We start from the raw sequence: 10,799 nt of genomic DNA, 5'->3' as shown, positions 1-10,799 counted from the left end.
AAAGGATTAAGACATGGCGCAGCACGACATGGTGGTCGACAATGCTCCCGGTCTCTCCGTGCGCACCGACATCAACGCAGCGCTGGCGGCGCTCGTTTCGTCATCTTCCGGCACCGTCGAACCTCTAACGAAGGTTGCCGGTCAGCTGTGGTTCAACACGTCAAGCGGACTGCTGTCGTTGCGCAATGCCGCCAATACCGCATGGGTCGGCGTTGCCAGCCAGCTCGGCGGCTCGATCACGCTGACTTCGCCGCTTTCGTTCACCGGCACGAGTGCTGGCGTCGGAACCGGTCTGATCGCGGTGCGCGATAGCGTTGTGACTGTAGGCGCGGAAGGTAACGCGGTCTTCGCCATCAACAAGCAGAACAGCGCCACCCATGGCCTGATGGTCGGCAACGACGGCAACGGCGCGGCACTGATCGGCAACAACAACGCGGCGCTGCGGTTCGGCAAATGGGTCTCCGGCGTCTTCACCGAATACCTGAACATGACGTCGGCGGGGATTTTCACCTTCGCCGGGACGCAGCAGGTGATCATCGGCGGTGCGGGTGGCGGGATCGAGGTTGCAGGCGCCGCGCCGAGCATCAAAATGACCGACACGACCGCAAGCGCCTATGACTTCTGGATGCATGTCGATGCGCAGAACTGGTATGTGCTGGTGGATCGTGACGGCAACGGCGCATATGAAACGCCACACCCGCTGACGCTGGAAGCCGATACGAACAAGGGTTTTCTGTTCGGCTCCGAAATCATGACGACGGCCGCCGCCATCGTGTCGCCGACGACGCAGGTGATCGCCGGGAACGGCTTGACCGGCGGCGGTGCGCTTTCCGCCAACGTCACATTGAATGTCGGCACGCCGGGGAACATTACCAATTCATCAACGAACTCTGTCGGCGCTGACACGCACGCGCATGCGCTCGGTTTCACGGCGGCGGAGGTCTACGCCGGAACGGGTGCCAGCGATACGGTCTTGCCATTGGGGCACACGATTTTCGTGGCCCTTGGTTCCGCGCGCTACGACAACAACAGCGCACAAACCATCTCGCTATCGGGAACCACTGGTTACGTTGTCGGCACAACAACCCCGTTGGCCGGAACCTGGCGCTCGCGCGGCGGCTTCACCGCAAGCGGCGACAGGTTTGGCGTTTTTGAAAGGACGGCATAATGGCACCGCCGATCTTGAACTCGATCTCCAAAGTCACGGCCACAGCCGAGCCGCAAGTTTACGTCGTTCGCTGCAACATCACCGAAGTCGACGGGATCACTTACGACACGGATTTTTGTTCGCGTCCCGACGACCCTTATGGCGTCAATCCGCAGGTCCGTGAATGGCTGGCAGCTAACCCGGATTTTCCAATCGATCCCTATGTGCCGCCAACGCCGGAAGAACAGCGCGAGGCGATGCCGTCGCTTTCGGCGGCGCAATATCGGCAAGGGCTGGTCGGCGCGGGCCATAGCCCGCAAGAGGTGACCGACGCCATCGCCGCCCTTCCTGATGGCCCGGAGAAGGAGTCCATCGCAATCGAGTGGGAATACGCAACGTTTTTCGAACGCCTGCAGCCATTCGTCATCGAAGTCGGCGAGATGCTCGGCATGACGCCGGAGGAGACCGATCAGATGTGGATGGCGGCGGCGTCCGGAAGCCGGAAACGGCTTCACTAGGGGAAATGCCATGGCGCAACACGACCAGATCATTGCCGACGCTGCCGGACTGGCTTTCCGCAACGACATCAATGCGGCGCTGGCGGCGTTGTTCTCGTCGTCATCCGGCGCGGCGGAACCGACCGTAAAAGCTGCCGGTCAACTCTGGTTCAACAGCAGCAGCGGCGTGCTGCAGGTCCGCAACAGCGCCAATACCGCCTGGCAATCCTTGACCGGTTCGCTCGGCGGCTCGATCACGGTCTCGTCGCCGATGACCTTTACCGGCACGAGCGCTGGCGTCGGAACCGGTTTGATCGCCGTACAGGATGCCCGCACGACTGTAGGCGAGGAAGGCAACGCGGTCTTTGCCATCAACAAGCAGAACAGCGCCACCCATGGCCTGATGCTCGGCAACGACGGCAACGGCGCGGCACTGATCGGCAACAACAACGCGGCGCTGCGGTTCGGCAAATGGGTCTCCGGCGTCTTCACCGAATATCTGAACATGAACACGTCCGGGGCATTCGAGCTTTCCGGCGGGCTGGTCATCGATCCGCCTTCGGCGGTCATGGGCTTGCAGATCGGGCAATCGGATGCGCATTCAGGGCGGCTGTTCCTGACCAGCACCAGCCTCAGCTGGGCGCTTGTCGCATGGGATACCGATCAGGCGCTGACGATCACCAGCGGCGGCACCTACGGGACTTCGACCGGCACGACGCGCGCCAAATTCTATCCGACCGGCGTGCTTTCTGTCGGAAGTTACATGGATGCACTCAGCTTCCAAGTTTCAGCCGGATTCAACGGCGTCCGGCGCGGGCTGTTCCAGGCGAAGACGACGGCGGGCGGCGGCGTTGCTTACGTCCAGTCCTTTGACGATACGGGCACTATCGATGCGCAGCTTGAACTATCGAATACGACGCTCAATTTCCGCCAGTTGACGAACCAGCCGACAACGCAAGTTTTCCGCATGACGGAAGCGGACGGGCAGCGCCGCCTCGATATGTATTGGGACGCGAACTACGGCCTCGTCATCTATGCGCGTGACACTCTCGGGGCAGCAATTGGCTATATCGCCATCCGGGCGACCGGCGAACTGGTCTTCTATAACGGGACGACAACTGCCGACGTTCTCACCGCTGCGAATTATCCTGCCGCCTCGATGACATCCACCGGGAACTCGGTTGCCCAACGCGATGCCATGGGCGACATCCACGCGCGCTTGTTCAGGTCGGAATACGATCCCACGAACTCGACAATCGGCTTCATCATGACGCAGGTCGATACCGTCAGTAACAATTACATCCGGCCATCAACACCGGCTCAGGTTGCGGCGGTGTTGGATGGGCTTGTCGGTGCCGAGGTCTATACCGGCACAAGCACAACGAACACCAGTTTCCCGATTGGATCGATGGTCGCAACGCATTGCACTGGCGTAAAAGCCCGAAATTCCACGGTCATCGTCTGCATCGACACCGTGAACAGCCAAAGATTTATAGAAACTGGCATGTCGGGCGCGGGAGCCGCGCTTGCTGGCACATGGCGCGCTCGGGGAAAAACGGATGAAGGCGAACATATCTATCTCCTTCAACGTGCCGCGTGATCTTCAGGGACAAGGAAAATGACTGACGAACCCGAAATACTACCAGAGCCGCCGCCGCCGCCACCGCCGGGGCAGGTCGTCAAGGCTTATGACTACGGCAGCTATATCGAGCTGATCGTGGTTTATACCGGCCAAACGGCGATGGTGCCCTTTACCTTGACGGCGGATGACCACTACGGCGATAGCGACCGCTGGCGGACCGAATACCAGCGCGCTCTGGCGGCTGGCGAGATCACGCTGGAACCGCCGCCGCCGATGCCCGAACCGCTTCCGGTCGAACCATGAGCAACGTCCCGGAAGAAATTCAGAAGACCGTGGCAAACTTGGCCGACGCGATGAAAAGCAATCCATCTTGCCTCGCGGTGGTGCTGCTGACTGCCCTCTTTCTGCTGATCGGGGCCTATAGCCTGGAACATGAGCGCAATCGCCAGCAGCAACGTTACGGACAGCTCTTCTCGATCTGTTTTTCCAATCCGACTGCACCACCGGAAACCCGCGCGCCGCCCTTGTGATCACGGTTTCGTGAAACGTTGCCGAGGAAGAGTTGATTGACGGTTCAATTAACCCATCGAAATTGAAGGTGAAGCCGGAAACAGGACCGTAAAATCTGACGGGTTTTCAGGTTTATATCATAGGACTTTTGGCCACTTGTTTTTTCAAAAGTATTATTATCAACTCCCCCAAGCGAGGAATGAAAGGGCGGATGCGGCTTGTCCGTAAACTCTTCGTTTCATGTGCAACACCCTCGTCAATCGCCGCCCAGGGGGAAAAAGGGTTGTTCCCTCCCGGCGGCGGTTTTTTCCCCGAACAATAGAAAACGAGATCGGCAGTGACGGCTACCGGCCCGACTTCGCTGACGCGATGACGGAAAGTGAAGCTGCTGGTGAACGATAGTGAAGGCGCGGTCTATCTGCTTTCGGCGGGGTATTTAGAACCGAGTGGATAATGCCGGCGGCTGTGCCTCGTGCTCATGGACGTGGCTCATCAGCAACAGGGCAACCGCCGCGCCCGTAAGCGCCACCGCCGCCGTCACGACTGTCACCAGTGCTGTTCTATTCATGCAGAATCATCCCGCTCCATTGCGGGATGATATCGCGCAAGCTCGGAAAGTGTTCCATGCGAGATCAAAAGAAAAGGATTCGCGTCAGGGGCGGAAGCCGGGGGGATATCGCAATCCTTTGTTTGCCGACCAGGATCAGGCTCGGATTTTCGTAAGGGCGCGCGCAGCGCGTTTTAAGGGCTTCCCGGCTACTACCACGCCACCGAACCCGAGATTTCGCGCGTGTGCGCCGCTATAGCCCCTTTCTGCCGCGCTAAATTGCTCTCACCTCTTCCCGCTGCTAGAGCCGAGGCATGAACGAGCCATTTTCATACGATGTCGAAAGCGCGATCTTCATCCGTTTCGCGATGGTCGGTCCTCCGGTGCTGAACGGTCTCGCCGCCAAAGGCCAACGCCGCCGCCGCGATCCGTATAGCGCCACGCTCTTTGCCCGCGACATCGTTCAATCGCTCCGGCGGCAGATCGGTTTCCGGCGGCAGGGCGAGCCGGTCGGCGATGCGGTGGTCGAGGAACTTCTGGCGACAGTGATTTGGGATATCCCGGTCGAGGATTTCGTCGTGCTCGTCGGGATCGATGCGACGCGGCGGGATGCCGTGAAGCGCGATATCTCAAAGCGGCTGGCCGAGCGATTGACCGCCGAATACGAGATCTTTCCTGCTCCGGCGTTCTATCACGGCCATACCGGAACCGGCCCGCTCGGGCCGAGGAAATAGAAAAAGCCCGCCGTTTCATGTGGCGGGCCGGTGGTTCGGTTTTCTAGTTTTCCAAAGTTTTCTAGTCTTCTATAGAAAACCACCCCGTAACCCTTTGAAAACAAAAGAAATTGGTGGGCCCGGAGGGACTCGAACCCCCAACCAAGCGGTTATGAGCCGCCGGCTCTAACCATTGAGCTACAGGCCCTGCCGTCGTCGCCGGCGGTTGCGGACCAATGGCAGTCCGCTGTGCAGGCTCTAGCGTAAAACCTTTTTGCCGACAAGCCATTGCCGCAATAGCTACACAATCGGTAAGCATGGAATCGAGGATAAACAACCGGAGAGAAACGTCCATGTTTTCTACACGCATTGCCCGTACCGTTCATGTCGCCGCAGTCGCAGCCGCCTTTGCCGGCGCCTTTGCAGCCGCAGCGGCGGCGCAGGAGAGCACCGCCGGCAAGGGGGATGGCAAGGGGCGTCCGGACGGCGTCAGGGGCCGTCAGGCGGTGATCAAGGTCTCCGGCGAGGGCCGCTCGACGACCGCTCCGGACATGGCGATCCTGCAGCTCAGCGTCGTCAAGGACGCCAAGACCGCGCGCGAAGCGCTCGATGCCAACAACAAGGCGATGGCAGACGTGCTCTCGGCATTGAAGCAGGCCGGGATCGCCGAGCGCGATCTGCAGACGAGCGGCTTCTCGATCAATCCCCAGTATCACTATCCGCCGAACAATGACGGCGGTAATCGGCCGCCGGAACTGGTGGGCTATCAGGTCGTCAACGGCGTCGGCGTGCGCGTGCGGGATCTGGGGCAGCTCGGCGAGATCCTCGACAAGTCCGTCACCCTCGGCGTCAATCAGGGCGGCGGGATCGAGTTCACCAACGACAAGCCGGATGCCGTGATCACGGAAGCCCGCAAGGCCGCGGTCGCTGACGCCATCAACAAGGCCAAGGTTCTGGCCGAGGCGGCGGGGGTCTCGCTCGGACGCGTGATCGAGATCGCGGAGCAGCCCTCCCGGCCCGAGCCGATCCCCGTGGTCCGCAGCATGGCCAAGGAATTTGCCGCCGCCGATTCGGTTCCGATGGCGACCGGCGAAAATGCTTACAACGTCACCGTCAACGTGACCTTCGCCGTCAATCAGTAACGCGGTCGCAAAGCAAAGAGCCCCCACGCCAGGGCGTGAGGGCTCCATTTCCGTCGGCCGGGGGAGACGGGACGGAAATCCGTGGATTTACCAGCGGCCGATGATCGGGCATCCGCGGGCGTTGGCGAAAACGATCGCCTGGCGGTGGCCGTGACGGCGGCCTTCGACGACGACGCGGCGACCCGTCACATCCGCAACATAGGCGCGGCGAAGGCCACGGTCGCGTGCCTTGTCGACCGCGAGGCCTGGTGCACAGCGACCGCGACGGTCGCGGCGGTCGTAGTGCCGGCGATCGCGCCAGTCGTCGTGGCGGTCGTGGTCGCGGTAGTGGACGCCGCCGCCCGGACCCAATTCCAGGGTGAGCGACTGAGCCGAGGCCGTGGAAACCAGACCGGTCAATCCGATCACGGCAGCGACGGCGGCGTTAACGAGGAACTTTTTCATTGCTTTTCTCCGGTGTGACGAAGCGGTTCTGGTTGACGATTGAGGCAAACATAGGCCGGCCAAACTGAACGGCACCGGAACCCTCCGTTCATGCAGTATTCAGGTTGATCACGCCCCTGACGCGCGACGAATCGCTTCATCCCCCGGCGCTTTCCGGCAGGCTAAGTTATTGATCCGGCAGGAAAGAGTACTTCCAGGAAAAATTTGTAACAGTTTTCCGTCCGGAAGCCCGTTGGGTCAAGCGGCTAGATCGGGCTCAACCCGCGAGCTCCCGCTCGAAGAGGCGGCTATTGCGGTAGTGGCTGAGGCGCGCAATGAGGCCGTCCTCGATCTCGAAGACGAAGACGCTCGCAATGGAATAGGCCTGACCGGAGGCTTCGGGAAAGCCGGCCATCGTCTCGCGGTAGGTGCCGCGCGCGGTCGTATCCGCCGCCACGCGCTCACCGGCGGCGTCTCGCATCAACACGACGTCGCCGAAGCTCTCGTCGAAATGGCGGAAATAATTCATCACCCAGCTCCTGAGCGCGCCGGCGCCGAGGGTCCGCTCCCCGGTCAGCGAGTCGAACGCGACGTCCTCGCCGACGAGGCGTGAAAGCGTGTCAAAGTCGCGGTCGTTCAGAGCTTCGATGAAATGGCTGGCTATCGTCTGGGCGTCTGTCATTCTCTCCTCCGAATTGGCCTCCGCTTCACTCTACCGCAGAGCGCGGGCGGCGCGGAAAGAGAAAATGGCAACGTCCGCCCGGACGGTTACTGCCGGACCTGCGCCTCGTCAGCTGCCGAGATGCAGGACGATCTCGCGGCGGTGCGGCCGGTCGCGGTGTTCGAACAGATAAAGCCCCTGCCAGGTTCCAAGCGCCAGGCGCCCCTGCATGACGGGAATGCCGAGCGAAACCTGCGTGAGTGCCGCCTTGATATGCGCCGGCATGTCGTCCGGCCCCTCCATGGTGTGGACGACCCAGCTCATCGATGGATCGGAGGACGGCGGCACCAGCCGGTGGAAGAAGGCATGGAGGTCACGCTTCACGTCCGCATCGGCGTTCTCCTGCAGGGCTATCGCATATGAGCGATAAGAGAAGTGAGGAATTGGTCATCCCAGCCCGCCTTTTTGATTTTCCGGCGGATGGAGGCCTTGTCGGGGTGAGATCGCAAGAGGTTGAGAGCGATCTTGCGCAAGAAGGCAATGTTCTGAGGGCCGTTGTCCTTGCGGTTTCTGGCGGCGTCCTCGCGGAAGTGGACATCCAGAACCCAATGCAGTTTGTTTTCGATTTGCCAATGGGTTCTTACAACCTCGATCAGCGCGCTCGGCGACATGGTGGTGGAGAGCAGGAAGTAGCGGACATGGCTGGTCAAATGGCCGTTGGTATGACGGCTTGTGGTCTCGACGCAGCCGATGGCCTGCAGGCCCGGAAAGTTGATATCGTCGACAGCCACAACGCTGGCGCGGCGTGTCTCGGTGCGGTCATGGGCAGTCTCGGCTGCAATCTGGATGCTCTCGACGTGGTCGGCGTCCTCGATGCGGGCGAGCGCCTGGGCCAAGAGGCCGGGCTGGTTGGCCTTCAGTGCCAGAGCATAATCGCCGCCGGCAGCGAGGATGGCGCGGGCGGTGTCGGGCCGGCAATGCAGGGCATCGGCGGTGACGATAGAGCCCTCCAGTGCCAGCAGCGCGAGCGCATCGAGAGCCCCTTGCACCTCATTGCGGCCCGGCGCGAGCTTTTGGCCGATGACCAGACCGGGACCGGCAGCCCAGACATTGACGAAGTGGAGTGGCGTGGCCTTGGCGGCGCGCCGGTAGGCACCGCGCACCGCCTTGCCATCGATCGCTACCACCCCTTCGAGACCCTGCGCAAAGCTCGCCGTGAGACGGCGAAAGGCCGCGTCAAAGGCATCCGGATCGAGATGGCGGAAGACGGTGGAGAAGGTGTCATGGCTGGGAATGCCATAGGGCAGCGGCACGATTGTCTTCAGCCATTTCTTCTTGGCAACGCCGAAATCGGCCATATCGGTACAGCTTTCCGCACCGCAGACAATCGCCGCAACGGCAATGAACAGGATCGACGTCAACGGATGGCGCGCATTGCGACCGCGCGGATCGGGCAAATCTTCAAAGCAAGCGGCAAATCTACTCATCGAGACCTCCAAGTCAGCGGAGAACTCCAAGAATCGATTTGCCGCAACAAAACAACCGCTTATTTGCTAAATGCGATTCCCCTGCGTTCTCCTGGATGATCAGCGAAGCGGAAGTATGACGGACGAACACCGTGAGCAATCCCTCGGCCACGCCGGACGCACGCACGAAGCCGTCAGCCTCGGCGGTGAACTCGTAAAGCCCCTGCCCCTTCGTAGATATGGTTATGACGGTCTGCGCCATTCCCCCTCCGCCTGCTTTGTGGTGGCCCCGCTTGTCCAGAGACGTACGGGGCCCGCCCGGCATCCGGTTCGCTCCATGATGGGCGGATCGTACAGCAGCCGGCAACGCCGATCCTATAATTCGAGAAAGGGCTCGAACCCGCCATAGATCATGCGTTTTCCATCGAAGATGGACTTCCATTCGTCGCCCTGGAGTCTCGGATCCGCCATTACCTTGGCGACGATCGCGTCCCGGTCCTGACGCGACCGGTAGACGATCCACGAGAAGACGACGGTCTCGTCGTCCTTTGCCTGAACCGCGCGCGGGAATGATGTGAGTTCGCCATAGGGCACGTCGTCTGCGAGGCATTCGACGTAATTGAGCGCGCCATGCTCCTTCCACACCGCGCCCGCCGCGCTCGCCAGCTTCTTGTAGGCCTCTATGTTGGCCGTCGGTACTGCAACGAGAAAACCGTCCACATACGCCATTTTCGTCTCCTCCACGTGTTGAAAGACATCACCAGGACGATCGAAGAGCACAGGTTCCGACAGGGGAACGACATTTTGATGGCTGCCGCCACCCGCTCGCGTCACGAGCCGCAGCCGCGCAACTGGCGCGCGTAGTTCGCGGCCATGCCGGATGCTCTCTTGGCGCCGGCCTTTGCGGTATCGCTCCAATTGCCGCGGGCATAGCCGCTGTGGCCGTGATAATAGGCGATATAGAGCCTGTAGGTGTCGTTCAGGGCGATGCCGTTCCGCTGGTGGCTCTGATTGTGATACCAGGCGATGAAGCGGATCGCGTCGCCGAAATCCGACCGGCGCGCCGTCCATCGGCCCGTCTCGGCCTGGTAGCGCGCCCAGGTGCCGTCAAGCGCCTGCGAATAGCCGTAGGCTGAAGAGACCCTTGTCCACGGGATGAAGCCGAGGAGCTTCGTCCGCGGCGGCCTGGCATTATGGCGGAAGCCGGACTCCGCATAGATCGTCGCCATCAGCACCGGGACGGGCACGCCATATTCGCGCTCTGCCGCATAAGCAGCCCGGCGCCAATTGTTGAAAAGACCATCTCGCTGCTCGAAAACCGCACAGGCGTTCCGGGTTTCTCTCGGCACCGTTCCGCAGCCGGCCAACAACAGGAGGACGACGACAAAAACCCAACGCATCGCGGAACCTCTCGTTTGAGAGAGGTTGATAAGACGTAAATCTTAAGGATCGGTTTTTACGCGTAGGCGAAGGTGGTCTGCCCCTCACCCCTTTAACCCGAGGAATAACCCTCGACCTCGCTTGCGGGCTAGGGCATATGCGGATCTGCTCCTCTGGCGGGAGCCGTTGCCACGGAGAGAAACCGCCTGGCTTTCGCTTCCAATACGGTCTGCCGACGGCATCGTTTGGGATAGGTGAAGGTCAAGCCGCTTGTCGTCTCCCCCCTTGTGGGGGAGAATATATGCGGCAGGCGCCGCGAGTCCCCTTCGCCCCGCTTGCGGGGAGAAGGTGCCGGCAGGCGGATGAGGGGCGATCCGGAGGCGCTCTATCAGAGCGTGCCGATCAGTTCGCGGTAAGCGGCCTCTGGGAAGGCCTTCAGCGTACGCGTACGCACATTGCCGTTCATGCCGAGCGTGATAGCGAACCGCGCGGCGACTGCGTCGTCAGGCGCTTCGCAGATCGCAACCATGTCGTGTTCGCCCATCGTCAGGTAGAAGTCCTTGAAGGAACCGCCCATCTCCTCGAGCTGCCTCCTTGCCGCATCGAGCCGCTTCGGGGACTCGCGCACATTTCTGATACCGAGCTCAGTCCAATTGAGAAGCAGAACGTAAGTCGTCATCTCACACCTCCCGCAAAGCATCCCGCCTTCGGCCGAAGGCGCTCAAGATGCC

14 protein-coding genes, 1 tRNA gene and 2 pseudogenes are annotated in these 10,799 nt (G+C 61.2%); 7 read left to right on the top strand and 10 right to left on the bottom strand.

Annotated elements, in window-relative coordinates:
* Positions 1–13: 13 nt before the first annotated feature.
* The 5 genes from JOH52_RS11775 to JOH52_RS11755 are packed head-to-tail and all read left to right on the top strand — an operon-like array spanning position 14 to position 3,756.
* A complete protein-coding gene (locus JOH52_RS11775) occupies positions 14–1,168 on the top strand; it encodes a hypothetical protein (RefSeq protein WP_014529166.1) in 1,155 nt (384 codons plus the stop codon).
* Entirely contained in the window at positions 1,168–1,665 is a 498-nt protein-coding gene (locus JOH52_RS11770) for a hypothetical protein (protein WP_014529165.1), read from the top strand. The genes JOH52_RS11775 and JOH52_RS11770 overlap by 1 nt, the downstream gene beginning before the upstream one ends.
* 10 nt (positions 1,666–1,675) lie before the next feature.
* Positions 1,676–3,244, top strand: coding sequence for a hypothetical protein (locus tag JOH52_RS11765; RefSeq protein WP_014529164.1), 1,569 nt, complete (start codon positions 1,676–1,678; stop codon positions 3,242–3,244).
* Between the two features lie 18 nt (positions 3,245–3,262).
* Positions 3,263–3,529: a hypothetical protein gene (locus JOH52_RS11760; RefSeq protein WP_014529163.1), complete on the top strand. Its 267-nt coding sequence runs from the start codon at positions 3,263–3,265 to the stop codon at positions 3,527–3,529.
* Positions 3,526–3,756, top strand: a complete 231-nt coding sequence (locus JOH52_RS11755; RefSeq protein WP_017271689.1) for a hypothetical protein — start codon at positions 3,526–3,528, stop codon at positions 3,754–3,756. Before JOH52_RS11760 ends, JOH52_RS11755 begins: the two co-directional genes overlap by 4 nt.
* Before the next feature lie 416 nt (positions 3,757–4,172).
* Here the strand turns inward: JOH52_RS11755 and JOH52_RS35900 are convergent, their stop codons facing one another.
* Positions 4,173–4,304 (bottom strand): hypothetical protein, encoded by a 132-nt coding sequence (locus JOH52_RS35900; RefSeq protein ID WP_017271688.1) that lies wholly within the window; start codon positions 4,302–4,304, stop codon positions 4,173–4,175.
* A gap of 293 nt (positions 4,305–4,597) precedes the next feature.
* Between JOH52_RS35900 and JOH52_RS11750 the strand changes: the two genes are divergently transcribed.
* Entirely contained in the window at positions 4,598–5,017 is a 420-nt protein-coding gene (locus tag JOH52_RS11750; RefSeq protein ID WP_107010519.1) for a hypothetical protein, read from the top strand.
* 111 nt (positions 5,018–5,128) lie between these two features.
* Here JOH52_RS11750 and JOH52_RS11745 read toward each other — a convergent pair.
* Positions 5,129–5,204 (bottom strand) — tRNA-Ile (locus JOH52_RS11745).
* Positions 5,205–5,349: 145 nt separating this feature from the next.
* Between JOH52_RS11745 and JOH52_RS11740 the strand changes: the two genes are divergently transcribed.
* Entirely contained in the window at positions 5,350–6,138 is a 789-nt protein-coding gene (locus tag JOH52_RS11740) for an SIMPL domain-containing protein (protein ID WP_003537551.1), read from the top strand.
* A gap of 87 nt (positions 6,139–6,225) precedes the next feature.
* On the opposite strand, the gene JOH52_RS11735 is transcribed toward JOH52_RS11740, so the two are convergent.
* From JOH52_RS11735 to JOH52_RS11700, 8 genes and pseudogenes are all read right to left on the bottom strand, one after another.
* The gene (locus tag JOH52_RS11735; RefSeq protein ID WP_003537549.1) at positions 6,226–6,582 is read right to left on the bottom strand and encodes a hypothetical protein; all 357 of its coding nucleotides are present in this window, start codon (positions 6,580–6,582) and stop codon (positions 6,226–6,228) included.
* 256 nt (positions 6,583–6,838) lie between these two features.
* On the bottom strand, positions 6,839–7,243 hold the full coding sequence (locus JOH52_RS11730) for a nuclear transport factor 2 family protein (RefSeq protein ID WP_003537547.1): 405 nt from the start codon (positions 7,241–7,243) through the stop codon (positions 6,839–6,841).
* 108 nt (positions 7,244–7,351) lie between these two features.
* Positions 7,352–7,630: pseudogene (locus tag JOH52_RS11725) on the bottom strand (secondary thiamine-phosphate synthase enzyme YjbQ); the annotation flags it as partial.
* Between the two features lie 2 nt (positions 7,631–7,632).
* On the bottom strand, positions 7,633–8,709 hold the full coding sequence (locus JOH52_RS11720) for an ISAs1-like element ISRm21 family transposase (RefSeq protein WP_010969728.1): 1,077 nt from the start codon (positions 8,707–8,709) through the stop codon (positions 7,633–7,635).
* 82 nt (positions 8,710–8,791) lie between these two features.
* Positions 8,792–8,950 (bottom strand): annotated as a pseudogene (locus tag JOH52_RS11715) (YjbQ family protein); the annotation flags it as partial.
* A gap of 113 nt (positions 8,951–9,063) precedes the next feature.
* On the bottom strand, positions 9,064–9,417 hold the full coding sequence (locus JOH52_RS11710; RefSeq protein WP_003537534.1) for a DUF1428 domain-containing protein: 354 nt from the start codon (positions 9,415–9,417) through the stop codon (positions 9,064–9,066).
* A gap of 101 nt (positions 9,418–9,518) precedes the next feature.
* Positions 9,519–10,088 (bottom strand): transglycosylase SLT domain-containing protein, encoded by a 570-nt coding sequence (locus JOH52_RS11705; protein ID WP_003537532.1) that lies wholly within the window; start codon positions 10,086–10,088, stop codon positions 9,519–9,521.
* Between the two features lie 368 nt (positions 10,089–10,456).
* Positions 10,457–10,747: a GYD domain-containing protein gene (locus tag JOH52_RS11700; RefSeq protein WP_003532955.1), complete on the bottom strand. Its 291-nt coding sequence runs from the start codon at positions 10,745–10,747 to the stop codon at positions 10,457–10,459.
* Between the last annotated feature and the right edge of the window lie 52 nt (positions 10,748–10,799).

The sequence above is a fragment of the Sinorhizobium meliloti genome (genome assembly GCF_017876815.1).
GTDB classification, from domain to species: Bacteria; Pseudomonadota; Alphaproteobacteria; order Rhizobiales; family Rhizobiaceae; genus Sinorhizobium; species Sinorhizobium meliloti.
This window is presented reverse-complemented; position numbering and strand designations above follow the sequence as displayed.

Bases quoted from the DNA above. Each gene is read 5' to 3' on its own strand.
- JOH52_RS11775 (WP_014529166.1), top strand. From the start codon at position 14: ATGGCGCAGCACGACATGGTGGTCGACAATGCTCCCGGTCTCTCCGTG.
- JOH52_RS11770 (WP_014529165.1), top strand. From the start codon at position 1,168: ATGGCACCGCCGATCTTGAACTCGATCTCCAAAGTCACGGCCACAGCC.
- JOH52_RS11765 (WP_014529164.1), top strand. From the start codon at position 1,676: ATGGCGCAACACGACCAGATCATTGCCGACGCTGCCGGACTGGCTTTC.
- JOH52_RS11760 (WP_014529163.1), top strand. From the start codon at position 3,263: ATGACTGACGAACCCGAAATACTACCAGAGCCGCCGCCGCCGCCACCG.
- JOH52_RS11755 (WP_017271689.1), top strand. From the start codon at position 3,526: ATGAGCAACGTCCCGGAAGAAATTCAGAAGACCGTGGCAAACTTGGCC.
- JOH52_RS35900 (WP_017271688.1), bottom strand. From the start codon at position 4,304: ATGAATAGAACAGCACTGGTGACAGTCGTGACGGCGGCGGTGGCGCTT.
- JOH52_RS11750 (WP_107010519.1), top strand. From the start codon at position 4,598: ATGAACGAGCCATTTTCATACGATGTCGAAAGCGCGATCTTCATCCGT.
- JOH52_RS11740 (WP_003537551.1), top strand. From the start codon at position 5,350: ATGTTTTCTACACGCATTGCCCGTACCGTTCATGTCGCCGCAGTCGCA.
- JOH52_RS11735 (WP_003537549.1), bottom strand. From the start codon at position 6,582: ATGAAAAAGTTCCTCGTTAACGCCGCCGTCGCTGCCGTGATCGGATTG.
- JOH52_RS11730 (WP_003537547.1), bottom strand. From the start codon at position 7,243: ATGACAGACGCCCAGACGATAGCCAGCCATTTCATCGAAGCTCTGAAC.
- JOH52_RS11720 (WP_010969728.1), bottom strand. From the start codon at position 8,709: ATGAGTAGATTTGCCGCTTGCTTTGAAGATTTGCCCGATCCGCGCGGT.
- JOH52_RS11710 (WP_003537534.1), bottom strand. From the start codon at position 9,417: ATGGCGTATGTGGACGGTTTTCTCGTTGCAGTACCGACGGCCAACATA.
- JOH52_RS11705 (WP_003537532.1), bottom strand. From the start codon at position 10,088: ATGCGTTGGGTTTTTGTCGTCGTCCTCCTGTTGTTGGCCGGCTGCGGA.
- JOH52_RS11700 (WP_003532955.1), bottom strand. From the start codon at position 10,747: ATGACGACTTACGTTCTGCTTCTCAATTGGACTGAGCTCGGTATCAGA.